This window comes from Enterovibrio norvegicus (assembly GCF_002876705.1).
Lineage (GTDB): Bacteria > Pseudomonadota > Gammaproteobacteria > Enterobacterales > Vibrionaceae > Enterovibrio > Enterovibrio norvegicus_B.
On record NZ_MDAG01000090.1, the window covers coordinates 83,264 to 107,669 of the forward strand.

The following is a 24,406-nucleotide window of genomic DNA, read 5'->3' on the forward strand; positions in this document are numbered from 1 at the left end:
ACGTATTTCAATGCTTTGCCTTTCTCAATTTAGGCGAGCATGGTTGTTTTTTCTTTATCAGTTACTGGGTGTATTAGGACTATTCGTTGAGGAGTTTTTTGTGAAACCTGTTGTCATCAAACGTGATGGATGCCGCGTACCATTTCAGCGTCAACGCATTGAAGATGCGGTAATCAGTGCTGCGTGTAATATTGAAAACATGGATCAAGCTTATGCTGCCGCGGTTGCGGACGGCGTTCTTGCGCAATTTATGCGTGCAGACGACGTTGATATCCATCAGATCCAAGACGCAGTCGAAAACCATTTGATGGCAGGACCACATAAAGCAGTCGCGCGTGCATACATTGAATACCGTCATGATCGTGACAGCATTCGCGAGCGCAAAAGCCGACTGAACCATGAGATTCGTGGCTTGGTTGAGCAGACCAACTCTGACATCCTTAACGAAAACGCAAACAAAGACAGCAAAGTGATCCCAACCCAGCGTGATTTGTTGGCGGGTATCGTGGCGAAACACTACGCCACCCAATACATGTTGCCAAAATCGGTTGTTCGCGCGCACGAGCAAGGCGATATTCACTATCACGATTTGGACTACGCCCCTTTCTTCCCAATGTTTAACTGCATGTTGATCGACCTTGAAGGCATGCTGACCAAAGGGTTCAAGATGGGTAATGCGGAAATTGATCAACCTAAATCAATTTCAACGGCAACGGCCGTTACCGCACAAATCATTGCACAAGTGGCGAGCCACATTTATGGCGGCACCACGATTAACCGTATTGATGAAACCCTCTCACCGTATGTTGAAATCAGCTACGAAAAACACCTCGCAGTTGCGCGTGAGTGGAACATTGCTGATGCCGAAGGCTATGCGGAATCCCGTACTGAGAAAGAGTGTTACGACGCGTTCCAATCGCTCGAATATGAAGTAAATACCCTGCATACCGCAAACGGACAAACGCCGTTTGTTACGTTCGGTTTTGGTTTGGGCGAATCATGGGCTGCGCGCATGATCCAATCTTCTATTCTGAAAAACCGCATCGCGGGATTGGGTAAAAATCGCAAGACTGCGGTATTCCCAAAATTGGTCTTTAGCGTAAAAGCGGGCTTGAACCTGAAAGACGGTGAGCCGAACTACGACATCAAGAAACTTGCATTGGAATGTGCGTCTAAGCGTATGTATCCAGACATCTTAAACTACGATCGCGTGGTGGAAGTGACTGGGTCATTCAAAACCCCGATGGGCTGCCGTAGCTTCTTATCAGCGTATGAAGAAAATGGCGAGCTGATCCACGAGGGTCGTAACAACCTTGGCGTGATCAGCCTGAACTTACCGCGCATTGCGATTCGTGCAAATGGCTGTGAGAAAACCTTCTACAAACTGCTGGATGAAGTGATGGCGGTTGCGCGTGAAGGTTTGGATTCACGCATTGCTCGCTTAGATGGCGTGAAGGCACGTGTTGCCCCGATCCTTTATATGGAAGGCGCGTGTGGCGTTCGCTTGAAGGCAGATGACAACATCAGCGAGATTTTCAAAAACGGCCGTTCTTCGATTTCAATGGGCTACATCGGCCTGCATGAAACCATGAACGCTTTGTATGGTACTGAGCAGCATGTGTACGACTCGCCAGAATTGCGCGAGAAAGCCATTGCCATTATTCAGCACATGAAAGCGGCAACTGATCGCTGGAAAGACGAAACCGGTTATGGTTTCAGCCTGTACAGCACGCCAAGTGAAAACTTGTGCAGCCGTTTCTGCAAAATTGACACAAAAGAATTTGGTTTGGTTGATGGTGTAACGGACAAAGGTTACTACACCAATAGCTTCCACCTTGATGTAGAGAAAAGCGTTAACCCGTACGACAAAATCGACTTTGAAATGCCTTACCCGCCAATCGCGAACGGTGGCTTCATTTGTTACGGCGAATACCCGAATATTCAACACAACGTTGAAGCACTCGAAAATGTGTGGGATTACAGCTACGAACGCGTGCCTTACTACGGCACAAACACGCCGATTGATGAATGTTACGAATGTGGCTTCATGGGTGAGTTTGAATGTTCGAGCAAAGGTTTTGTCTGCCCAAGTTGTGGCAACCATGATTCAACCAAAGTGTCTGTGACACGTCGTGTTTGTGGTTACCTGGGGAGCCCTGATGCACGTCCGTTTAACGACGGCAAGCAAGAAGAAGTAAAACGTCGCGTTAAACACATGTAAGGCAGAGTCATGAATTTCCATCAATATTATCCGGTTGACGTTGTCAACGGCGAAGGAACGCGTTGTACCTTGTTTGTTGCAGGGTGTGAGCACCAATGCCGTGGCTGCTATAACCAATCTACTTGGTCGCTGAATTCAGGGCAGGTATTTGATAAGCAGATGGAAGATCGCGTCATAACGGACTTAAATGACACTCGTATCAAACGCAGAGGATTGTCGTTAAGCGGCGGCGATCCGCTTCATCCTGCTAATGTGCCAGCAGTGCTTGCCTTGGTGAAGCGTGTGCGCGCTGAGTGTGAAGGCAAAGATGTCTGGTTATGGTCTGGGTATGAGCTTGCGAATTTGACGCAAGAACAGCAGGCTGTTATTGATCTCGTTGACGTACTGATAGACGGTAAATATGAAAAAGAACTGGCGAGTCCGTCGTTACCTTGGCGTGGCAGTGCTAACCAAGTGATTCATCGTTTGACACTGGTCTAACAATTCTTATTCATACATATCATAAGCTTAATGCCGCTAATTTAGCGGCATTTTTTATGCTAGCCGCAAAAGGTCGACAGACCTTGGTCATCGAGTTTGATATTGTATACTGGTTTTTGTTGGACCATTCTTCGATTCAGCATTGCCCCAGCACTAAGGACACCGAATGAAACGACATAGAATGAAGCTACATATAATGAAGCTACATAAAATGAAGCTGTGTAAAACAGCTGTGTGCAAGTTTGCCTTGTTCTCTTTACTTGCCTTGGTTTTCGCAGGCTCTTTTTCTGTTTCTCATGCAGCAACTGATTCCTCGTTGTACGAGCACGCATCCGATGGAAAATTGATGCTCGGCGAGAAAGAGTGGGTGAAAGTGGATACCATCGGCGTGGTTGCCGAAGCGCGGGTAGACACGGGCGCAACGACCTCATCGATCAGTGCTGTCGACATCAAGCCGTTCGAACGCGACGGTAAGAAATGGGTCAAATTCCGTTTAGCGCATGACAATAAAGAAAGTGATGTGTTGGAATCTCGTGTTGTGCGTACTGTACGCATCATTCAATCGAGTGCGGAAGGGTATGATCGTCGTTATGTTGTGTCGCTGCCCATCACCATTGGTGATGTCACAGAAAGTACCGAGTTCACTTTACGTGATCGACACCATCTCAATTTCCCCGTTCTTCTTGGGCGCACCTATTTAAAGGGCACGGCACTTGTCGATGTTAGCCGAAAATATGTTCAACCCAAACCCGACTCAGCACGTTAAAAAGCGACCACGTAGATAAAAATGTCAACGTCTCTGTAAAGATGTAAAGCGAGCGCAACGGTAATGATTACCTTTGCGCTTTTTTTGATTTGCGCTTCGCGCATGTTCTAGTAATGTAGGTGCATCACGTTTTAAATAGCCGTTAAATAAGGAAGTTACCCATGCTAGATCTGCTCACTCCGGCGCAACAAGATCCGATTTTGTCACTCTCTATTGCTTACCGACAAGATACGCGTACGGACAAAATGGATCTTGGGATTGGCGTATACAAGGATAGCCAAGGCAATACCCCTATCATGCAAGCCGTGAAAGTGGCTCAGCAGCAACTTGCCGATGAACAAACAACGAAAAGCTATGTTGGCCTTGCGGGCAATGAAGCCTTCAACCAGGCAATGACGGATTTGTTGCTCAAAGGCACTGACGGGTATCAGCGCTGTGCGACAGTTCAGACACCGGGTGCGAGTGGTGCGTTACGTATGTTGGCTGATTTGATGTTCCTCGCTAAACCTGTCACCACGGTTTGGATCAGCGACCCGAGTTACGTGAACCACAAACCTGTCATGGAAGCTGCAGGTTTGACGGTGAAGTTTTACCCTTACTTTAATGCAGCGACCAAACAAGTTGACGCCGATGCCATGCTTGATGCTTTGTCTAAAGCAGGTTCGGACGATGTAGTTCTTCTTCATGGTTGTTGCCACAACCCAACCGGTGCAGACATTCGCCCTGAGCATTGGCAGGCGATCAATGCGCTTGCGCAGAAGAACGGCTTTACACCTTTCGTAGACATTGCGTATCAAGGTTTTGGTGCGGGTTTAGAAGAAGATGCACAAGGTTTACGTTTGCTGGCAGATTCCGTCGAAGAAATGCTTATCGCCACCTCGTGCTCTAAGAATTTCGGCTTATACCGTGAACGCACCGGTGCGGCCATTGTGATTGGTAAAAATGCGAAGGAAGCCATGAACGCGAAAGGGCGTGTGCTTCAATTGGCGCGTGCAACATACACCATGCCACCTGATCATGGCGCAGCAATCGTAGAAACGATCCTCACCAGCGACGCGCTAACGCAGCAATGGCGTTCTGAACTAGACGCAATGCGTGGTCGAATTGTGTCGCTACGTGAAGCGTTGTGTACGTCTTTGGTTGAGCGTTGTGGTGATAATCGTTTTGATTTCATCAAGCAGCACCAAGGTATGTTCTCTATGCTGGGTCTGTCGCCAGAGCAAGTTGGCAAACTGCGTGATGAGTTTGGTATCTATGCGGTGGGTGATAGCCGTATTAATGTGGCGGGCTTAACGGAATCGCGCATTGATTACCTTGCAGATGCCTTAGTGAAGGTGTCTTCGTAACTGCATCTTCATCCCGTGTTTCAGTGACAATGCATGAGTAATCATGCATTGTCATGATGGGTAGTCATGATTCAGTAACGATGCGGTGCGTTTGAATGCGCGGCATACAATTTAAAAAGCCAGCCTAGTGCTGGCTTTTCTGTCTTTAAACGCGAGAAGCTATGGATGCCAAAAAGAGCGACTTCTCGCGGATAACGTTGACTCTATTTCGCGAATTCATTCTTAAATGATCACTTATACCTATCATTGCATAAGTAGGTGTATGTAGTTTTCATAAGCGTACTTTATGATTGATTCTATTCACTATTTATTGATGAAACATGTTTTAAACGTAATTTCTGGATGAATAATCAGAAAGAGGTTTTATTTCAAATTATTGATTTTATTATTAATTAAAATGATTAGGCTTTTTGTTTATTTTCGGCAAAAGATCCCAGTTCTCATTTTTGACCTACAACCCTGCTGACTCATTGTGACTATATTTCCATATATTATGTTCAGTTCTCCATATGGTTACTATGTTGGCTCGTACTCGCTGGTTATCTACCTCCTTCCTTTTTCGATGCATGCTTGTGGGCGTGTGTTACTTCTCTGTCCTGTTTAATATTTCTAATGCCCAGCTGACCGCGAATGCAGAGCTTCACGAGGCAAAACCACGTAACTCAATGGCAAGAAAAGAAAACGAAGAGACGGTTGTTCTTTCCACTGCCAATGAAGAAAAGGTGCTGATTTATTTAGAAAGTATCGGATTGATAACCCCTCAAATGAGTCACCAAGAGAAACAACATATTCTCCAAGACTATCTACGTCCATCTCATGAGTTTGACCTTAGAAAGCACAAACCTCCGACGGTGAATGTGACGTCTCAATGAAAAGTACTAAAGGAACCATGACTTCGTTTCGACATATTTCAGTGAGGTTGGGTGTTTGCTGCTGAAATAGCTAAATGCCTAAGTTGGCAATGTGAATCGGTGGCGGTTACCGCGACCTATTCATGGCAACCGGTTCAGAAAAGAGGACGCCTTGGCATATGAACATTGTAAAAAGCCTCGCACTTGTTGTCTTATCCTGTGCATGTACGTTATCGGTAAACGCGCACACGCCGTTTGACCGCTCTATCGTTAACGAAGAAAAAGTGATCGCCTATCTTAAACGAAGTGGTGCGCTGCCGGACAATGCGTCGCCAGAAGACATTCGAAAAGCACTCGATGCCTATTTGAGTGGTGATCAGCCTGTCGATGACGGTGTGTTCACCAAGAAAAACTTAGAAAACCGTCAACAAATACTAAAACGAAAAACGCAGCTAGATGCCCCAAAAGAGAAGACAAAGCGGTTTTCGTTTCTCCGTTCAGTGCCGAATACACGGACCGACCGCGTGTTGGCCATTCTGATTGATTTCCCCGATCTGCCTTACGACGATAACCGCTTAGAACCGCAGCACACCGACATGTTCTATGACACTTATCCAGCTGTTCATTATCAGGATCTCCTGTTTGGTGATGAATATGCAGGGCCGAACGGTGAAACCTTGATCACCATGCGTCAGTATTATGAACAAGAATCCGGTGGTAGCTACAGTGTTGCTGGGGCCGTTGCGGGTTGGTATCGCGCGAAGCATTCTTCTGCTTATTATGGCGCGCATACTGACTCAGGCGCTAAAGATGCCAACGCCAGAGACTTGGTAAAAGAAGCGCTCGATGCGCTCGTTCAAGATGGCTCGATAAACCTTGCCGATTACGATAACGAAGATCGGTATGACGTTGATGGTGATGGTGACTATTTTGAACCTGACGGTATTATCGACCACTTAATGATTTTCCATTCCTCCGTCGGTGAAGAAGCGGGTGGGGGCGCGCTTGGTCAGGATGCCATTTGGTCGCACCGTTGGAACCTGCCCGTCACTTATGAATTAGAGGGTACCGAAAGCGGGCTTTCTCATTGGAACGGGAAATACGCGGCTTACGATTACACCATGCAGCCAATTGATGCTGCTGCAGGTGTGGCGGCCCACGAATATGGTCATGACTTGGGGTTGCCTGATGAATATGACACGCAATATTCGGGCGAAGGAGAGCCTGTTTCGTCTTGGTCGATAATGTCTTCTGGATCGTGGGCGGGGAAAGTACCTGGGTCGGAACCTGTTGCGTTTAGTGCGTGGGCGAAAGAGTTTTTGTATGCCCAAATGGGAGGGAATTGGCTAAACGCTGTGACTTATTCATTGGACGATTTGGCGGGCACAACCAAAACAGTTCGATTGGCTGAAACCGTTGAGAATGACGACGGCACGAACCATGTGCGCATTAACTTACCAAAGAAAAGGATCGTTGAAATTTTGCCTTATGCGGGGGAATACCAGTATTACTCCGGCAAAGGGGATAATTTACACAACAGTATGTCAGCAGAACTTGTGCTGCCGACTGCTGAAAACATTTCACTTACGTTCGATGCGCACTATGACGTTGAGCCTGATTACGATTTTGCCCGTGTACTCGTCGATGGCGAACCCATTTCTGGCAATATCACCACGTATGATGACCCCCTTGGCTCGGGCTTAGTGCCTGCGGTTCATCGCTATTCAAAAGATCACCCAGACAACGTGAATGGATGGGTACCCGCAGTGTTTGATTTATCCCCGTACGCGGGGCAAACCGTGACGCTCACGTTTGAATACATCACTGATGGTGGCTGGGTTGAACAGGGATTCTACGCCGATAACATTTTGGTGGTCGCTGATGGAAACACTGTTCTGTCAGACGATGCCGAATCTGACAGCGATTTTGCCTTTAATGGTTACACCAAGAATGACGGTAATGGGTATTACGCTCATTACTACATGCTTCAATGGCGCAGTCATGCTGGCGTCGATGAAGGGTTAAAGAATCTTCAACGAAGCGGAGACCGCTGGCAGTATGAACCAGGGTTGGTGGTGTGGTATGCCGACGATTCTCATTCTGATAACTGGGTAGGGCAACACCCCGGCAAAGGTTGGTTAGGAGTTGTTGATGCCGATCAATTTGCATTGACGTGGACAGATCTTGGCGAATCAGCATCTACCAAATTTCAGATTCGTGATGCGGTATTTAGTTTACAAGACCAAGCACCCATTGATGTGAGTTTTGACGACATTGGTACATTGATTGACGACGCATTGAATGCAATCCCGACGTTTGATGATCGCAGTGACTATTCCAATCCTGATCAGCCTGATGCTGGGCGAATTGTTCCCCAATATGGCCTTAGTATCACTGTGATTGAACAAGCGGAAGATAACCATTATGGCGTTGTAGAAATGACGCTTGACGATGATGCACCTGTTGCGGCATTCAGTACAGACATTGATGGAAATGAAGTGATTTTCATCGATCAATCCAGTGACAGAGAAGGGGCAATAACGCAGTGGTCCTGGGATTTTGGTGATGGGTATCGTTCGAGTGAACAACACCCTGTTCATGTGTATTCTCAAGGCGGTATCTATTCGGTGTCGCTGACAGTGACAGATGCATTTGGCCAGACAAACACAGAGACACAGCGTGTGACCTTGAATGTCGCACCTGAAGCCGACTTTGATGTCATTCAAGCAGGAAAATGGGCGCTATTCATATCAGCATCGACAGACAGTGATGGCGACATTAACAAATACCACTGGAATTTTGGTGATGGAAGGCAAGCGACATCCACTGTCGGTATCGTATGGCATACCTATAGGAAACGCGGCAAATATGACGTTAGGCATACGGTGACCGATGATTTAGGTGGAACCGACTCTGAAACCAAGAAAATTAAGGTGAAGAAATGGAAGTGGTGGTGGTAGTTGAGGTGGATGAAATAATGAATCTCTCTATTTCGTTTTCCTAATAAAAAGCCAGCATGTTAATGCTGGCTTTTTTGATTCTTGTTTTTTTTGTGCGTATTTTTGTTTTTGGAATAAATATCACGCGCTGTTTGTTTTGACAGCGTGTTGTGATTATTTATTAAAAACTAATACGAAGCTGACAGGCACAGTATCTGACAGTGGAATGCCACCGACGGTTTCAGATAATTTATTCAAGTTCTCAACAGGAATGCCAAAATCCGATGCTTTGACAATCAGAGGCTTTACAGTGTAAGCAATGATTTGGTCATCATTTTTTAATACAGTCACAGGTACCGTGAGTTCTTTGCTGTTGCCATTTAGGGTAACGTTTACTGGAATGGACTTGTTTGCACCTTCGACGCCATCGAGTGATACGTTGCCAGAGATAGAAACATCAGGGTTGCTGCCCGATTGGAAGAAAATCTCATTGAGACGGGTATTGCGAATCGAAATACCCGTGTTAATGCTCGATAGTGCCGCCTTCACGGAAAAGCTACCGTCTTCATTTAGCATGCCACTCACATTGGTGAGCTCTGCTGGTTCAACGACATATTGCTTTTTAATCGTTGCAAAGTTGATGGTGGAATTTTCACTGTCTACTTTGTATTGATCGGCAGCACTGGCTTGAAAAGATAAAGTAAGAAGAGCAACAGAGATAAGAGAAGAGATTACTTTCATTTTATATACCTATAATCGACATTGTTTAAATATGATTCTTTATATTCCACTCGCTGTATAGTGATATTAATCGATGATTCAGTTTGGAATTTTCGATTGAATCATTTATTTATAGTTTGTTTTAAAAATGATTCAAGTGAAACTGGTTGCTCATTATCGGTGTGATTTTTCATGTTCCAAAGCAATATCAAGGTGCTTGCTCAGCGTGTAATTTGGACGTTTTAAATACGATGCTGATAGGAACGTGCGGTGTGTATACGTAGAGATTTAGCGTAGTGCATGGAAAGCGTGTGGAAGGCAACAAATCTCGTCTTTGAGGTGTTCTCATTGCCCGTAAAGCTCTGCTATGATCCCCCAACATTTACTTAGGTGTTAACTGCATGAAAATCCATCGAATTAACCCAACTGCTCGTTGGTCTGACGTTACTGTATTTAATGGCATCGCACATTTCGTCGAAGTGCCTGAAAGCGATCTTGATGCAGACGTTAAAGGACAGACAGCCCAAATCTTCGAACAAGCTGAAGAAATGTTGGCAAGTGTAGGTAGCGATAAATCACGCATTCTTTCCGTTACCATTTACGTCACAGATTTTGCAAACCTCGATGCGCTAAACGGTGTTTGGGATGCGTGGTTTGACGAAGGCACAGCACCAAGCCGCGCTTGTGTGAAAGTCGAACTGGCCAATCCAAAGTACTTGGTTGAAATGGCATTTGTTGCCGCTGCGGGTGAAGACTACCAATAAGTTCTTGTGAAAAACGCCTTGTACTAGCAAGGTGTTTTTATATCCTGTTTTAACGTTACACAACACATAAATGGGTCATGGATGACAACGCACAGTGTCTTGGTTCAATGGAATCATAGCGGCCAAGTTGATGTCGCAAACAACGCGGTATCGCTTGTACATCAATGGACATTTGATGGTGGTATCACGGTGGATGCTTCGCCATCACCTTTTGTTATGCCTCTACGATCCCAAGATGCGGCGATCGATCCTGAAGAAGCCTTTATTGCCGCGATTGCGAGCTGTCATATGATGACGTTTTTGACTGTGGCTGAGAAACAGCGATTTGTGGTGGAAAGCTACCAAGATGTGGCTATCGGTACTTTGGGTAAGAATGCACAAGGACGCACTGCTGTTACGGATGTTGTCCTAAAACCAAAAATCTGCTTTTTCGGAGATAACACACCATCGTCGGCCATGATCAATAAAATGCATAAACTAGCGCACAAGCACTGCTTCATTGCGAATTCGGTAAACACCCAGATTTCCATTGAGCCGAATGATTGACCTCTATGCCTAAATCACTTCAAGGTGCAGAAGGTAGATCCTCTCATTACGCTCAATTCTTGCGCTTTAAGGTATGGATATTTGGGTATTGGTATTGGATAAAGTTGGACATGCTCGCAAACCGCCATTAGGATGAGCTTCACTCGCTAACATTCAGTTGCATATAGGGAAATCATGCTCTGGTACAAAGTTGCAGAACAACTGACCCTCCACGATATCACTTTGATCGTGGGTCCCAATCGAACAGAGAAAACGAAGTTTCTATACGAACAATATGAAGGGCAGCCTTTTACATTGGACGTTTCTAAAGCAAAGATTGCCTATTGCGGCGGCGATACTAGGATCACCGATGAAGAATGGACGGACATCTCTGAAAGGGACTGCCCGTTTATCGGCGTCGACGATGCCCACCTTCTTACTCCCCCTGATCTTGTTAAGCTGATCGACATGGCGGTTGAAACCAAGAAACGTCTCTACATGACGTGCAACGAGACGTTTGTTGCTCAGCTGCCTGAGTTTCTATCACATGCGAAATTGCGTCGATGTTCACTCGTGAAGTTAGAACGTTTTTCTGACACTGATGTGTGCGCTTGGACACTTGCAGACGTTTCATAAACGTTGACATTGCATGTGACAGAGACAAAAAAGCCCAGCGATTGCTGGGCTTTATCATTATAGGGTTTTTCGCGAATTATCGTTTGTTGCGAAGGTAGCGTTTACGGCGCTCTTCTTTCGTTTTCGCTTTTTCTTCCGCTTTGCGAACAGCAGCTTCTTCAACGGCCACAAGCTCGCTATCAATCATGTCAGGGTGCTCAAGGGTGATTAAGCCCAATGCGCCGTTGCGAAGGTCGTTGATTAAAATCTCAGACGCTTTATGCAAATCAATACGACCGCCAGCACGCAAACAACCGCGTTTCTCGCCGATCGCTTCCATCAATTCCACATCGCTCTCTGGCAATTCTTCAATGTTGTAGCGACTTTTCAGCAAGTCAGGATAGGCTTTCGCCAAGTACTCAACGGTATAGAAAGCAACTTCATCGTATTCCATTGCTGTGTCTTTGATTGCACCAGTTGCCGCCAAACGGAAACCACTGTGTGGGTTTTCTACTTTTGGCCACAAAATCCCGGGGGTATCAGACAGTACAACACCGTTTTGCAGGTTAATACGTTGCTGTTGACGCGTAACCGCAGGTTGGTTACCGGTTTTTGCTACAACACGACCCGCTAGGGTATTGATAATGGTGGATTTACCCACATTCGGAATACCCATGATCATGGTGCGAATGTGTTTGCCCATTTCTTCGCGGTGCGGCGCAAGCTTACGGCAAAGATCCATGATTTTATTGACTTCACTGATTTGCTCAGTGGTGATTGCCATCGCTTTTACACCCTGTTCTTTTTCAAGGTGTTCAAGCCAAAGGGCAGTCATCTCAGGATCCGCAAGGTCACGTTTGTTGAGTACTTTGATCACCGGCTTATCTTTACGGATATGGCGAATAAGCGGGTTTTCACTACTAAACGGAATACGGGCATCTAGCACTTCAATGATGACATCGATCTTAGGAACGACTTCTTCAATTTCTTTGCGTGCTTTGTGCATGTGGCCCGGGAACCACTGAATCGAGTTGTTAATCATTGGAATGATTGCCTTTTGAATACTTGTCTATCGCCGTCGAAAGGGGACATGCCACCGTGTCGAACGCGAAAATGATGGCGGCGATTCTAGCATTTAATTGTATGCAACGGAAAACGTTAGCGTTGGAAGGGGGCGTTGTTGGACATAGAGTGGGCGATCTACGTGTAAAATAAGAGGGAGTACATCGCACTGCGTTTCGCGCATGCCTCCCTCTATGTGTTTCTCCAGTTTATGTGTGTATAACGCGGCGTTAGCTCATCATAAATAAAGGGATGGTCGAACGTTTCAGCAAGCTCTTCGTGAAATCACCGAACATTTGCTGATGGATACGTTGGTGCGAGTAAGCCCCACACACAATCACATCGCTATTTAGCGCGGCGGCCTGTTCAAGCAACGCTTGAGGTGCGCGAAGTCGACTTGCACCAAAAACCTTACTCTCACTCTGAATCCCGTGCATGGCGAGGTAGTCTTGAAGCTCACTTTGCGTGGGTTTGTTATTGACGGAACGTTCGCTGGTCGCAATGGTGACAGTGTCTACCTTACGCAAAAGTGGCATTGCTGCTGTGACGGCTTTGGCGGCCTGTGTGTCGCCATTCCAAGCAATGGTTGCGTGTTTAGGCGCAAAAACATCTTGGGTTCTTGGCATGATCAACACAGGTTTACCGCTATGCAGGATCGCCGCTTCGAAACTGACGCTAGACTTTCCCCGTTTCGCCTGCGGGATGATCGTCATGTCTGACAATTTTCCCTTCTCCGCCACCACTTCGCCACGAAACCCGTATACATCTTGCCACATTGCCGTGGTTTCAGGCTGAGATGTGGCATAGCGAGGAATACGTGTTTGGGTGGAGATGTGAAGACGCTGGCACGCGTCTTCAAACAGGGCTTTGAGCGGTTCTGCATCTTCACTGACATAATCTGCCACAATTTGGTCAATGCGTTTGTAAAACTCATCAGAGATCAGCTGTCTTTCTTCCGGCAGCAATTGCTTTGGATTTATCTGTGCGTGCAGCACATCTAAATGCGCATCAAAGAATTGCGCGACGCTGAGCGCGCCCGAAATGCGCTGCTTGGCATTTGCATGTGAAGCAAAGGGCATGATGATGGTTCGAATGGTCATGGTGCCTCCTAGTTATCCAATGGGCCACGGAAGTGCGATGGCTTCTTGTAATAGGCCGATGGGCAGATCAAGCACCATGGCTTGAGTGAGCGCCAATAGAAAACCAACCGCAATGGTGGTTAAGAAGGTCGCCCGCCACATACTGACACTGGCTTTCACCACCAAGAAGGCGATGAAAAATACCGTGATAGAAATGACATAGCCGACGAAATAACAACCGATGATCAAGCCTGACAACCAGTAGAGGTAATGCATCATGCTGGTGGCATCTTTATCAAAGGCGTATCCCTGTATGTATTCCAAATCAAAATACACAGGATCATTCGAAGGATTCCGAAGCAGTTGGTACAGCGCAATGGCAGACAGCACCCACATCAAACTGCTGATCACTATGGTGAAGACACCGCCAAGGAAACTTTGCTGGAAGCCATCATAGATGCCGTACAAAAACGCGATGTTCACACAAGCAGCAAAGATGATTTGCGGTCGGCGATTGTAGTTCGCACCCGCCGAGTTTGATGACGCTTCATCGTTTGCCGCTTCTTCTTCACGCTTTTTCGCGCTTTGGCGATACATAAACACCAGCGAGAAGATAGTGATGGCACCAATGATCATCACGCCTGGGCGCAACAAGAAGCCGATGCCGTCAAACTGCACGGCTTGATAGAGATACGTCTCCATACCGCTGGCGAGTACAAAGCCGATCAGGAACGCAGGGCGCGGCCAATCAAAGCGCTTCATGAGCACACCAAGGAAGCCGATGGCCAGCAGCGTGACCAAGTCACCCAAATCGCGGGTAGCTTGATACGCGGCAAAGCAAATCACCATTACCATAAACGGGGCGAGCAGGGCGTAACGAATGGTGGTTAAGCGGGCAACCCAAGGGGAAATCAGCATACACGCACCCGCACCAAACACGTTGGCAAGGGCTAAAGACCAAACGATGGTGTAGGTCACGCTTAATTCAGTACTGACCATTGCTGGCCCCGGTTCCAAGCCCACCAATACCATGCCGCCGAGAAATACCGCCATGCTGCCTGAGCCGGGAATACCGAACAGCAAGGTAGGCACCAGCCCACCGCCTTCTTTGGCGTTGTTTGATGATTCTGGTGCGATAACACCACGCACATCACCGTGGCCAAACTCTGGCTTATCTTTGGTGGTTTGAACGGCGTGTCCGTAAGCAATCCAATCCACCACGCTGCCGCCAAGACCGGGGAGGGCGCCGATGATACAGCCAATAACACTGCATCGAACCGCCAGCCACTTGTTCGCCAAGAAGTCTTTAATGCCTTCCATCCAACCGCTGCCTAATTTGCTGGCATTGGCGATAGGTTTGTTTTGACGGAGAAGGTCGATAATTTCAGGTAAAGCAAAGATGCCCAAACCCACGACGACGAGTGGCAGACCGTCCATCAAGTAGAAATTGTCGAACACCATGCGGTTTTCGCCCGTTGCTGGGGCGCTGCCCACACTGCCGAGGAGAACACCCAATCCACATGCAGATAAGCCTTTCACAAAGCTATTACCTGCCAGCGCACCAACCATGCTCAAACCTAAAATCGTGAGCATGAAGAGTTCGCCTGAGCCAAACGCCAAAATGACAGGACGTGCGATCAACACAAATCCGGTCAGTATGACTGCGCCGAACAAGCCACCAAAAAGTGAAGATGTAAAGGCGGCAGACAAGGCGCGCGCGGCCTGGCCTTTTTTCGCCATTGGAAAGCCATCAAGTACCGTGGCTTGGGAGCCACTGGAGCCGGGGATGCCCATAAGCACCGAGGTGAAGGTGTCAGACGTGGGGATGACAGCAACCAAGCCGATGAGCATGGCCAAGGCTGAAATCGGATCCATGCCATAGAGAAAAGGGAGAAGAAGGGATAAACCAGCAATGCCGCCGAGGCCGGGGAAAATGCCGATGGCTAGCCCGAGTGCTACACCGCCTAACATGTAGGAGATGTGCTGCAAACTCAAAATGGTCTGTAGAGATTCAAGTAATTCGTTGAACATGATGCAACGCCTTTGAGAAAAGAAAAAAGGCACAGTCATGACAAGGTATGACTGCGCCTTTTTTAGGGGAACTAGAACTTAGTGTTGTATTTTTCGGTGAGCCAATTACGAACCCATTGCAGATTGCTTTCATCCAATTGCAACGCCGCTTGAAGGGCTTTTTGCGCCGCTTCACCGGTTAGCTGAGGGTAGTCGCCCAGCACTTTGTTGGATTTCTCTTTGAAACCTGGAGCATTGACTAGATTGGTCGCAGATTCACGCCACGCGGTCACAATGTCTTCCGGTGTTGATTTAGGTAGGAAGACCATTTTCTGAGCCGCGAAACCGGCAACAAAGAACGAGCGCCAAACATCGAAGCCTTGCGTAGGTTCTTGGTTAGGATAAAACGTCTCATAGACTTCAGCGAAGTGCGGAATGTCAGGGAAGTTAGGGTCACGCTGTAACTTACCGTCTTTATCAAGCACACCAAAGCTGAACAATGGAATCGCTTTACCTTCTTCCACCAACGGCGTTACTTTCTTGAGGAACGATGAACTGGTTTGAGAGTCGATGTTGACCTCGCCACGCTCAAACGCAAGGCGGCCTGCGCCTCGTCCCTTCATACCAAACACGGCTTGAACATCCAGACCTAACAGCTCCATGCCGAGTAAAGGCACGAGATCGATGGACGTTGCACCTTGGCTTGCGTATTTGAACTTCACCTCGCCTTTTTTGGCGAGAAGCTCTTCAACGTTAGTGATGCCCGTTGATGGAGAAACGTACACCACACCGCCTGTTGGGGAGGCGAGAACGACATCCCATTGGGTGTAGTCGTAACGAACGCGACCATCTTTAAGCAGGTAAGGATATTGAGTAGATGCCGAGCTTGCGAAGATGTTCAGCCCGTTGTCTCGCGCTTTGCGCGCAAACTGGTTTGCCCCTTTTGTAGAGCCACCACCGGGAATGTTTTTCACAACAACAACAGGGTTGCCGGGCAACGCTTCACTGAGCAGTGGCGCATAGAAGCGACCCCATGTGTCTGTGCCGCCGCCTTCTTTATACGGGATCGTGAATTCCACACGTTTCCCTTTGAAAGAAACATCATCCGCAAGCGCTGTGCTTGGCAGTGCAATCAATGCACTCATGGATAGCAGTGCCGCTTTTAAAGACATGTTCTTGCGTGTCTTGGCTTGATTCATTTGTTTGTGAATAAACATCATTTCACCCTCGTTTCCATTCGATACCACGCAATTGCGAGGCTAACTATGTCGTATTTATTGTGTTCATTTTCGACATTAGATTTCGAACCTGTCACCAAGCTGACATCAAACATTCTGATAACAAAAATGTTACATAGATCTATTTCCCAACGAGAAACGAAGGCGATTAAAACGTGGTGTAACGGGTAGGAATCTAAAAATGAGGCAAAAAAAAGCCATTCACATTGAATGGCAAATTATTGAGCTTCATGTTGCTTTTGTTATGGGTATTCTCATTTAACCGTTGTTTCTGTTGGAACAAGGCTTCTTACTAGACTGCTCTTGTTGTTGGCAGTGTGATCCCGTGTTTACATCACGGTTTTTCTTTTGCTATTGGATTTTTATTATAGGTATTCAGTTGCTTGGGTACTGGTATGGCTGTTTGTAATGAATCAGTAGTACGCATCCCCTTTGAATAGAGGACGGGCAGTGCGTACGAGTGCGGCTTGCTTGATTTGAGGCTCACTTTCGCCCGCTTCAATGACCACACTCACTTGAATTTTTCCGCTTGGATGTTCAATGTCCACCGTGTTGCTTTGCACCTCTCTCACCGCATCTGCTGCGATCGTACCCGGCAAAAAACTGGCGATAGCAACGCAGATAGCACCAGTCACAGCATGGCTCGCGTGGCAGTTATGCGGAACAAAGTAACGAGAGGTAATGTTGCCGCCATTGGCAGGGGACGAAAGCAAGGAGACTTTTGGGATGACACTGTTACTGACATCGCCCATGCCCATCCGAACACCCGCTTCAAGGCGAATCGCTTCCAATGTTTTGAGAAACGCTGAATCGGCATCCAATGCTGTTTTGGTTTCGTGGCCTGTTTTCCCAAGGGAAGCGGCCGCGATATGCACCATAGGCACAGAGGCATCAATGCAGCTGACCTCAACGCCTTGAATCACGTCTTTGACATGACCTGTAGGGAACAATTTGCCGGTTTTTGCGCCACCAACATTCAAGAAATTCAAAAGAATCGGCGACCCTGTTTCAGGCACACCATCTATTTTAATGTCGCCATCAAGTTCAACGCGGCCATTTGGCGTCTGTGCGGTGACTTCGATGATGGTATTGGTGTTGATGTTTCGTACTCTAACCGTGGTTTCCGGTGAGGAAAGGGCGATCAGGTTTTTCTCGTGTGCAAACACCACCACACCAGAAAGAATGTTGCCGCAAGAAGGGTTGGTATCTACGGTTTTGTCTTCAACGCCAACCTGTGCAAAGAGGTAATCCAAGTCCACATTTTCCGCTGCGCTTGCAGAGACAATGGCGACTTTACTGGTGAGCGTTGTTCCACCGCCAATGCCGTTGATTTGTTGTGGGTCGCCTGAACCCATCACGTTAATCAGAAGGTCATTGCGCTGCTTTTCATCTTGGGGAAGATCGCTGGCGAGGAAATACGCCCCCTTGGATGTGCCACCGCGGATCAGCATGCAAGGAATGCTGGTTGATCGTTCCATGTTTCAACTCCTTTGCCGTGTTACCTATGGCCAAAGGTTAAAAAATGAAACTGTCAGCAAGCTGTCATCGGTGAGCGGGAGGGTCGATTATTCAAATTCCTTTAACGCGTTTTCCCATTCAGTAATGACAATCTCGCGTTTATTTTGGTCTGAATTGACCAGCAGAGTGACATCGAGGGGGATGGGTTTTAGCTGGTCAACCAAGACTTTACGCATAAAATTTGCCGATTTGGGACTGTTTATATCTAAACGGATAGGCGGCATGTTGGTTTGCTCCGACATTAAGCGTTGTCCGCGGTTGGAGACCAAATAGCTTAGGAACTGTTTCGCTGCCTTGGGATTTTGGGTTGTTTTGTTGATGAAGGCGGAGCGAATCACCACGGGCGTGTAGTCTTCTGCTGCCACTATGATGACATCTTGATACTTCTCTTCCCACGATTTGGCATACGAACCCATGATGTTATACGCCAGCAAAATCTCTTCATCATGCAGCGCCGTTAACATGGAAGCAGAGCTTGGAAAGGTGCGCGCATAGTAGCTTTTGAAAAGCTCCAAAATCTGACCGTAGTTTGTGGCTTGAATCCGCTCAAATGACCACAACAGATACCCAATGCCCACTTCTCGAATATCAAAGGTGCCGATCTTTCCGGTGAGTTCTGAGCTGTAACGACGAATAAAGCTCAGCAGTTCGACGCGATTTTTGGGGACGACTTTCCCTTCCATAAACGCTTTGTTCAGCACTATTACCGCTGGCTCATAGCTGAAGCCGTATAGCTCTTCTCGCCAAACCGCCCATGAAGGCAAATGGTTAATTTGGTTAGGCAGACGCCCAGTAGGCGGGGCGTATTGCAGTGCAAACCCATCGTTAACGAGCCGGAACTGCAAATCCATCACGGAGCTAATCGTGATGTCGGGCTGGGGCGACGCTTGGCTGCGTATGTAGCGATCTAAAGTGTTACTGCTGATGGCTTTGTATTCGAGCGTGATGCTCGGATATTGCTGCTGAAAATCATCAAGCAAAGGCTGCATTTCTGACAAATAGGCCGCTGCATAAATACGAAGCGTCGTTTGGTCACTGTCTTTCGCCAAAGACGGCAATCCCCACAACGAAAGCACCGTTACGCAAGATGCAAAGAAAGCCCGTTTGAACGTGATGGAATAATCCTTCATTGGTGGCTCCAATGTCCGTAAGGGAAAGCGACATTTACCGTCAGCCCTGAAGGGTCTGTGTCTTCTAAAGACAATGCGGCATTAAAATTGTTGGCGACCTCCAACGCGATGGCCATGCCAAGCCCTGTCCCTTGGCTGGTGTTATTCGGGCTTCGGTAGAACCGCTCAAACACATGGGGCTTGTCTTTTTCATCAATCCCTTGGCCGTGGTCTCGAATAGTCAGCACCGCATTCCCGACATCTTGATGGATGAGAATATCAATGGTGCTGTTTTCTGGGCTGTACTTGATGGCGTTTTCAATCAGGTTGAGCAGCATCTGCGTTAGTGCGTAGTCATCGCCATCAACGTAAATGTGCATGGATTCTTCATAACTGAGCTCAACCTTCTGGGACAAGGCATGAATCGCTAGGTCTCGGCACACTTGTTTAACGTGTTGGTTGAGGTCAATGCGCGCGGGCATCATGCTTCGGTGACGATGGGTGATCGTGGCTTGGTTAAGCAGCTGGGTGATGGTGCGGTCTAAATGGTTGCAAGCGTGGAGTACGTTTTCTAAATAGCGCTCTGTTTCAGGATCTTGGTTCGAATTGATGGCAAGTTCAGCTTGCGCTTTCAATCCTGATAAGGGCGTTTTCAATTGGTGTGCCGCTTCACCCGTGAAGTTCTTTAAATTACGCAGTGTGGTATCCAGCTGTGCCATAAATCGGTTGATGGTCGTGATGAGGTGATCGACTTCCAGCGGGCCTTGCAAACTAATGGGCGTGAGGTCGACAGTCGAACGTTTGGCTATTTTTCGGTTGATGCTCCGAATCGGACGAATGATTTTCCACGTGGAGAGCAAGACGAGAAACATCGCACTGAGGATCACCAATCCCACCAGATTTTGCGCTTGGAAGGTGATTTCCTTTTCCAAGGTTAAACGTGATTCAAGGGTTTGACCTACTAAGACCATCACGTCTTTCAACCCATTGGGGGTGTTGACAGAGTTACTGATGATGGTGAAGCGAAAGGCGTCGCCTGAGTAGTGCACGTCAAAGAAATCGGCTTTTGGTTCCAATGAGGGCTGGTGGTTTTCGACGCGTGTTCGAACAATGTCATGGGTTAACAGTTCGCGATACCCCGTGACCACGAACAGATCTTCCGTGACAACCAAGTACAACACCCGATCCCGTGGAGATTGTGCGAGAACCTTAAACGAAGAAATCGGTATATCAACGTTCCAATTGAGGTTCACGTAACGGACGTTATCAAGAATTTGCACGGCGGAGCCGCTGAGTGAGCGATCGTAAGACAGTTGTGCGGTGTGGTGCGCGTAGCGGTTGGCTGCCCAGAGCGTGATAACACTGATCGCAAACAAAAGGGCGAAGGCCGATGTCAGCAATTGAAAGCGAAGGCTTTTGCTGGACCAGTATTCACCACTAAAGGGAAGGCGGGGAAATCGAGACAAAAATGAAGACATGGCTATGCCGTTTTGTCGATGACGTAACCTAAGCCACGAAGGGTTTTTATTTCCACGTCGCTGCCTGCGAGTGCTTTACGCAGGCGACCGACATAGGTTTCTATCGCATTGAGGTTGGGCGTGTCATCGAAGCCGTAAAGGTGATCGATCAATTCTTCTTTGCTCATCACGCGGTTTGTGTGGCCGAGAAAAATCTCTAAAAGGCGCAGTTCTCGTTGTTTCAGAACCACTTCATGTCCTTTCACGAAGACCTTGCAACTCGCTGGGTCGAATTCGATGTCTCCAAACTGCAGGTTATTTTGGTCGGAGCCTTGTCGACGACGCACAATGGCGCGACACCTTGCTTCCAGCTCGCCTAAATCAAAGGGTTTAGTGATGTAGTCGTCCGCCCCTAAATCCAACAAAGAGATGCGATCTTGCACCTCGGTTCTCGCGGTCAAAATCAAAATAGGGCAGTCAGAGGCGCGACGGATTTTCTTGGTTATCTGCTCGCCGGATTTATGCGGAAGGTTGAGATCAAGAATAATAAGGTCGAATTCTGTTTGATTAACCATGGCATACGCCACATCGCCATCATACGCGCAATCCACAGCATGACCTTGCTTGGAAAACCGTTGTTCAAGCGCTTCACTGATCAATCTGTCATCTTCAACAATGAGTACTCGCACCGTATTACCGACTCGGATAGTAGAAAGTTGAATGTTAAGTATTGGTTTCTAAATGGTTAATTACAATGGTTTGTTGTGTGCGCTGCGCACGTTTCTCAAGTTTAAAATAGTGGAAACGTTCGCTTGGTAGCGACGTCTATACAGGGATGCTAGAGAAAGGAGACAGGCTAGCCGTCAAAAAAAGGAGAAAGGAAAACCTAGGACGTCGGCATTCAAATGAACATATACCCAAACAACCTGAAGATGCTCGATTTCAGAGGCCATCAGTGCGTTCAGTTCAAGGCAAATTCTTGTAGGAATAGTCATTCTATTTCACAGGAATTTAGCGATGAAGTGGACGCACTGAGGGCCTCCCTTCGGGCGAGTTTACTGACGCCATGCTCGGTGTTGTCCCTTTTTGATTGAGATCACTACATCGGCAAAGGGACGCCTAGATCATAACGTCAGTAAACCTCGCTGAATCCGCCATCTTCAGGTTGTTTGGGTATAATGCTTGAGGTGCTAAGACGTATTGGTCAATGCTTATTCAGAGCGCGCGGTGTGATGGGAGCGAAAAGACTCAGGCACTACTAGGACAACTAACGCCAACGGTATTCGCTGGGAAATACTCGTTAATGGATTTCGGCATACCTAGGTAGAATCCTTGAAAGTAATCAATTTCAAGTGCCAACATCGCATCGTATTCTTGCTTGTCTTCTACACCTTCTACCAACACTTGCGCGTTGACTTCTTTAGCGAGGGCAATTGCGCGGTGTATCTGGTCTTGATCGCCTTCAATGTAGCTTCTCAGTAGTGAGCGATCGATCTTCATGATGCTTGGGCTCATCTGGCGGACACGTTCTTCTTGCGATCCACCCACGCCATAGTCATCAATGGCAATTTTGAACCCATTTTCGACAGACTGGTGCGTGGCAAAAGAGAGGCGTTTGCTGTCATCGTGTAGATGTTCAACGACCTCAAGCACGACGTGAGCGCGAGGGATAGCGAGTTCAGCGAGACGTTCAACCATCAACTGTTGGCTGGAAAATTTTTCGATGGAGGCAACGGCCGATGAAGGTAGCATATTGAGGAAAATCCAATGCTGTCCTGCGTGTCTTGCGAAGTTTCTTAGATGAATAACGCGGGCGAGCTTATCGACGCTAATTTGGTCGGAAAATGCTTCATCGGTGGGTAAAAGGTAGCGAAAGAGTTCTGCGGGACAAAGGTTGTTGCCTTGTTCGTCTTGGACTCGAACAAGCGCTTCAAAACCGAGGATAGAATTGTCTCTACGAAAAATGGGCTGGTAAACGCTGCGAAGATGAAACCCATTGAAAATAGCAATGAGATCGCCGTTGTTTCCGGCTCTCAGACACTTTTCAAAATCACTTCTTGTCCTTAGGTGCTTTACCACGGATTTCCTACCTCTAAAATCGCTGCAAAGAATCTTACGTTAAAGAATCGATTTGCAAAAACAACATTCATTTCGATATCGAATTATTGTGATCTCCTGCCACGATTGTCTCAATAATGGACAACTTATCTTGAAAGCATGAAACGGTAAATTGACATGAGAAAATCGCAAGTTCCCCGATGTTTACTGATTCGTAAATAAAAACTTACACTGTTTCATACCGTATCCTCGCCGTTTTTCTGACGAATGTAACGTGGCTGTCTATCGTAGATTTAGGCACGGAAACTCTTGGGAGGCGTGAAATGAAAACACGTCAATACGCGTCAAAACCCCTCGATGCATTCGGGAAGATACATTGGAGTGTTGAAGAAAACGGCGTTTGGGAACACTTGGTTTCTCGTCAGCTTGGCTGTATCAAAGACAAAGCATGCAGCGCATATTTTGATGGTCTAAATCTGTTAGATCTTCCTCATCATCATGCGCCACAAATCGCTGACATCAATACGGTGTTGGGGGATACCACAGGTTGGCAGCTCGAGCCTGTACCGGCGTTGATTGATTTCGACCGTTTCTTTACTTTGCTGTCTGAAAAAAAATTTCCCGTCGCGACGTTTTTGCGCACGGAGAAAGACATGGATTACCTGCAAGAGCCAGACTTCTTCCACGAGGTGTTTGGGCACTGCGCGATGTTAACCAATCCCGCGTTTGCCGCATTTACGCAAACGTACGGGCGTTTAGGTGCGACGGCGAGTAAAGAAGAGCGGGTGTATTTAGCACGGCTTTATTGGTTCACGGTGGAGTTCGGTTTGATTCAACACAAAGGGCAACGCTCCATTTATGGAGGAGGGATTTTGTCGTCACCCGCAGAAACGGACTATGCCTTTTCCAGTGAGCAAGCAATCTACAAACCGCTCGACATCGTAGATGTGATGAGAACACCTTATCGTATCGATATTTTGCAACCCATCTATTTTTATCTCAGCGATCTCGAAACATTGTTTAGCTTTACGCATATGGATTTAATGGCCCGTGTGCATCAAGCCATGGCTTTGGGTCTACATTCACCATTACATCCCGTCAAAATGGCGCAATAGGGAAGGAAACCATGACAAATTTACATGAATTGCAATGTGAAGCTTGCCGAGCAGATGCTCCTCGTGTTGAGCAAGATGAAGCCTCGGCACTACAAGTCAGTATTCCTGATTGGGAATTGATCACGGTTGACGGTATCGACCAGCTACGCCGCGAATTCACATTTAAAAACTTCAAACTGGCGTGGGCGTTTTCGAACGAAGTAGCAACACTGGCTGAGGCGGAAGGGCATCATCCCGCCATATTGTTGGAGTGGGGGAAAGTGTCTGTAACCTGGTGGACGCATAAAATCAAAGGGCTGCACAAGAACGATTTTATTTGTGCCGCGAAAACAGATGCATTGCCGCGATAGTTCAGTGACCTTGAATGAAAGCAGTGAGCAACGTGGTAAGAATCGACACCAGAAAACGGGCGACGTCTATCGCCCGTTTTTCGTATTTGCTACCTAAAGCACCGGTTTTTACACGTAATCAGGCGTTTGCCGTTGCAATTATTCCTGCCTTGCCTATGTCTTAATGCACAGAAGAATTTATTT

Annotated in this window: 22 protein-coding genes; 12 read left to right on the forward strand and 10 right to left on the reverse strand. The window is 47.3% G+C overall.

Annotated elements, in window-relative coordinates; genetic code table 11:
- The first annotated feature begins 100 nt into the window (after positions 1–100).
- The 6 genes from nrdD to BCT27_RS25175 all read left to right on the forward strand — a co-directional run bounded on the left by nrdD (position 101) and on the right by BCT27_RS25175 (position 8,624).
- On the forward strand, positions 101–2,221 hold the full coding sequence (nrdD, locus tag BCT27_RS25150) for an anaerobic ribonucleoside-triphosphate reductase (protein ID WP_102319434.1): 2,121 nt from the start codon (positions 101–103) through the stop codon (positions 2,219–2,221).
- 9 nt (positions 2,222–2,230) lie between these two features.
- Positions 2,231–2,701 (forward strand): anaerobic ribonucleoside-triphosphate reductase-activating protein, encoded by a 471-nt coding sequence (nrdG, locus tag BCT27_RS25155; protein ID WP_102397139.1) that lies wholly within the window; start codon positions 2,231–2,233, stop codon positions 2,699–2,701.
- Positions 2,702–2,897: 196 nt separating this feature from the next.
- Positions 2,898–3,467 (forward strand): ATP-dependent zinc protease family protein, encoded by a 570-nt coding sequence (locus tag BCT27_RS25160; RefSeq protein WP_198597631.1) that lies wholly within the window; start codon positions 2,898–2,900, stop codon positions 3,465–3,467.
- 161 nt (positions 3,468–3,628) lie between these two features.
- Positions 3,629–4,813 carry an amino acid aminotransferase gene (locus tag BCT27_RS25165; RefSeq protein WP_102397140.1) on the forward strand — a complete coding sequence of 395 codons (1,185 nt, stop codon included), beginning with the start codon at positions 3,629–3,631 and terminating at the stop codon, positions 4,811–4,813.
- 518 nt (positions 4,814–5,331) lie between these two features.
- On the forward strand, positions 5,332–5,685 hold the full coding sequence (locus BCT27_RS25170; RefSeq protein ID WP_241908652.1) for a hypothetical protein: 354 nt from the start codon (positions 5,332–5,334) through the stop codon (positions 5,683–5,685).
- 158 nt (positions 5,686–5,843) lie between these two features.
- On the forward strand, positions 5,844–8,624 hold the full coding sequence (locus BCT27_RS25175; protein WP_102397141.1) for an immune inhibitor A domain-containing protein: 2,781 nt from the start codon (positions 5,844–5,846) through the stop codon (positions 8,622–8,624).
- Positions 8,625–8,777: 153 nt separating this feature from the next.
- On the opposite strand, the gene BCT27_RS25180 is transcribed toward BCT27_RS25175, so the two are convergent.
- On the reverse strand, positions 8,778–9,344 hold the full coding sequence (locus tag BCT27_RS25180; RefSeq protein WP_102319439.1) for a YceI family protein: 567 nt from the start codon (positions 9,342–9,344) through the stop codon (positions 8,778–8,780).
- 380 nt (positions 9,345–9,724) lie between these two features.
- Here BCT27_RS25180 and BCT27_RS25185 point away from each other — a divergent pair, with 380 nt between their 5' ends.
- From BCT27_RS25185 to BCT27_RS25195, 3 genes are all read left to right on the forward strand, one after another.
- Complete coding sequence (locus BCT27_RS25185) at positions 9,725–10,087, forward strand: RidA family protein (RefSeq protein ID WP_017017332.1); 363 nt, start codon at positions 9,725–9,727, stop codon at positions 10,085–10,087.
- 81 nt (positions 10,088–10,168) lie between these two features.
- The gene (locus tag BCT27_RS25190; RefSeq protein ID WP_102390401.1) at positions 10,169–10,633 is read left to right on the forward strand and encodes an OsmC family protein; all 465 of its coding nucleotides are present in this window, start codon (positions 10,169–10,171) and stop codon (positions 10,631–10,633) included.
- A gap of 174 nt (positions 10,634–10,807) precedes the next feature.
- Positions 10,808–11,248 carry a hypothetical protein gene (locus tag BCT27_RS25195; RefSeq protein ID WP_102259792.1) on the forward strand — a complete coding sequence of 147 codons (441 nt, stop codon included), beginning with the start codon at positions 10,808–10,810 and terminating at the stop codon, positions 11,246–11,248.
- A gap of 76 nt (positions 11,249–11,324) precedes the next feature.
- On the opposite strand, the gene ylqF is transcribed toward BCT27_RS25195, so the two are convergent.
- From ylqF to BCT27_RS25240, 9 genes are all read right to left on the reverse strand, one after another.
- On the reverse strand, positions 11,325–12,269 hold the full coding sequence (gene ylqF, locus BCT27_RS25200) for a ribosome biogenesis GTPase YlqF (protein WP_017012416.1): 945 nt from the start codon (positions 12,267–12,269) through the stop codon (positions 11,325–11,327).
- Positions 12,270–12,519: 250 nt separating this feature from the next.
- Entirely contained in the window at positions 12,520–13,389 is an 870-nt protein-coding gene (locus BCT27_RS25205) for a universal stress protein (protein ID WP_102319442.1), read from the reverse strand.
- Positions 13,390–13,401: 12 nt separating this feature from the next.
- Positions 13,402–15,399: a tripartite tricarboxylate transporter permease gene (locus BCT27_RS25210; protein ID WP_102390399.1), complete on the reverse strand. Its 1,998-nt coding sequence runs from the start codon at positions 15,397–15,399 to the stop codon at positions 13,402–13,404.
- 71 nt (positions 15,400–15,470) lie between these two features.
- Positions 15,471–16,598, reverse strand: coding sequence for a Bug family tripartite tricarboxylate transporter substrate binding protein (locus BCT27_RS25215; RefSeq protein WP_102390398.1), 1,128 nt, complete (start codon positions 16,596–16,598; stop codon positions 15,471–15,473).
- Positions 16,599–17,029: 431 nt separating this feature from the next.
- Positions 17,030–18,094 (reverse strand): 4-oxalomesaconate tautomerase, encoded by a 1,065-nt coding sequence (locus tag BCT27_RS25220; RefSeq protein WP_102397142.1) that lies wholly within the window; start codon positions 18,092–18,094, stop codon positions 17,030–17,032.
- Positions 18,095–18,181: 87 nt separating this feature from the next.
- Complete coding sequence (locus BCT27_RS25225; protein ID WP_102397143.1) at positions 18,182–19,264, reverse strand: ABC transporter substrate-binding protein; 1,083 nt, start codon at positions 19,262–19,264, stop codon at positions 18,182–18,184.
- On the reverse strand, positions 19,261–20,721 hold the full coding sequence (locus BCT27_RS25230) for a sensor histidine kinase (protein ID WP_102397144.1): 1,461 nt from the start codon (positions 20,719–20,721) through the stop codon (positions 19,261–19,263). Before BCT27_RS25230 ends, BCT27_RS25225 begins: the two co-directional genes overlap by 4 nt.
- Positions 20,722–20,723: 2 nt before the next feature.
- Positions 20,724–21,389, reverse strand: a complete 666-nt coding sequence (locus tag BCT27_RS25235; protein WP_102390394.1) for a response regulator transcription factor — start codon at positions 21,387–21,389, stop codon at positions 20,724–20,726.
- Positions 21,390–21,948: 559 nt separating this feature from the next.
- Entirely contained in the window at positions 21,949–22,779 is an 831-nt protein-coding gene (locus tag BCT27_RS25240) for an EAL domain-containing protein (RefSeq protein WP_102397145.1), read from the reverse strand.
- Between the two features lie 302 nt (positions 22,780–23,081).
- Here BCT27_RS25240 and phhA point away from each other — a divergent pair, with 302 nt between their 5' ends.
- From phhA to BCT27_RS25540, 3 genes are read left to right on the forward strand one after another with little or no spacing between them, the layout of a single operon-like run.
- Positions 23,082–23,873 carry a phenylalanine 4-monooxygenase gene (gene phhA, locus BCT27_RS25245; protein WP_102397146.1) on the forward strand — a complete coding sequence of 264 codons (792 nt, stop codon included), beginning with the start codon at positions 23,082–23,084 and terminating at the stop codon, positions 23,871–23,873.
- An 11-nt stretch (positions 23,874–23,884) separates the two neighbouring features.
- Positions 23,885–24,223, forward strand: a complete 339-nt coding sequence (locus BCT27_RS25250; RefSeq protein WP_102397147.1) for a 4a-hydroxytetrahydrobiopterin dehydratase — start codon at positions 23,885–23,887, stop codon at positions 24,221–24,223.
- A gap of 14 nt (positions 24,224–24,237) precedes the next feature.
- Positions 24,238–24,387: a hypothetical protein gene (locus BCT27_RS25540; RefSeq protein ID WP_157939255.1), complete on the forward strand. Its 150-nt coding sequence runs from the start codon at positions 24,238–24,240 to the stop codon at positions 24,385–24,387.
- Positions 24,388–24,406: the final 19 nt, after the last annotated feature.

Excerpts from the sequence above, each read along its gene's own strand:
- nrdG (WP_102397139.1), top strand. The coding sequence starts at position 2,231 with ATGAATTTCCATCAATATTATCCGGTTGACGTTGTCAACGGCGAAGGA.
- BCT27_RS25160 (WP_198597631.1), top strand. The coding sequence starts at position 2,898 with ATGAAGCTACATAAAATGAAGCTGTGTAAAACAGCTGTGTGCAAGTTT.
- BCT27_RS25165 (WP_102397140.1), top strand. The coding sequence starts at position 3,629 with ATGCTAGATCTGCTCACTCCGGCGCAACAAGATCCGATTTTGTCACTC.
- BCT27_RS25170 (WP_241908652.1), top strand. The coding sequence starts at position 5,332 with ATGTTGGCTCGTACTCGCTGGTTATCTACCTCCTTCCTTTTTCGATGC.
- BCT27_RS25175 (WP_102397141.1), top strand. The coding sequence starts at position 5,844 with ATGAACATTGTAAAAAGCCTCGCACTTGTTGTCTTATCCTGTGCATGT.
- BCT27_RS25180 (WP_102319439.1), bottom strand. The coding sequence starts at position 9,344 with ATGAAAGTAATCTCTTCTCTTATCTCTGTTGCTCTTCTTACTTTATCT.
- BCT27_RS25185 (WP_017017332.1), top strand. The coding sequence starts at position 9,725 with ATGAAAATCCATCGAATTAACCCAACTGCTCGTTGGTCTGACGTTACT.
- BCT27_RS25190 (WP_102390401.1), top strand. The coding sequence starts at position 10,169 with ATGACAACGCACAGTGTCTTGGTTCAATGGAATCATAGCGGCCAAGTT.
- BCT27_RS25195 (WP_102259792.1), top strand. The coding sequence starts at position 10,808 with ATGCTCTGGTACAAAGTTGCAGAACAACTGACCCTCCACGATATCACT.
- ylqF (WP_017012416.1), bottom strand. The coding sequence starts at position 12,269 with ATGATTAACAACTCGATTCAGTGGTTCCCGGGCCACATGCACAAAGCA.
- BCT27_RS25205 (WP_102319442.1), bottom strand. The coding sequence starts at position 13,389 with ATGACCATTCGAACCATCATCATGCCCTTTGCTTCACATGCAAATGCC.
- BCT27_RS25210 (WP_102390399.1), bottom strand. The coding sequence starts at position 15,399 with ATGTTCAACGAATTACTTGAATCTCTACAGACCATTTTGAGTTTGCAG.
- BCT27_RS25215 (WP_102390398.1), bottom strand. The coding sequence starts at position 16,598 with ATGATGTTTATTCACAAACAAATGAATCAAGCCAAGACACGCAAGAAC.
- BCT27_RS25220 (WP_102397142.1), bottom strand. The coding sequence starts at position 18,094 with ATGGAACGATCAACCAGCATTCCTTGCATGCTGATCCGCGGTGGCACA.
- BCT27_RS25225 (WP_102397143.1), bottom strand. The coding sequence starts at position 19,264 with ATGAAGGATTATTCCATCACGTTCAAACGGGCTTTCTTTGCATCTTGC.
- BCT27_RS25230 (WP_102397144.1), bottom strand. The coding sequence starts at position 20,721 with ATGTCTTCATTTTTGTCTCGATTTCCCCGCCTTCCCTTTAGTGGTGAA.
- phhA (WP_102397146.1), top strand. The coding sequence starts at position 23,082 with ATGAAAACACGTCAATACGCGTCAAAACCCCTCGATGCATTCGGGAAG.
- BCT27_RS25250 (WP_102397147.1), top strand. The coding sequence starts at position 23,885 with ATGACAAATTTACATGAATTGCAATGTGAAGCTTGCCGAGCAGATGCT.
- BCT27_RS25540 (WP_157939255.1), top strand. The coding sequence starts at position 24,238 with ATGAAAGCAGTGAGCAACGTGGTAAGAATCGACACCAGAAAACGGGCG.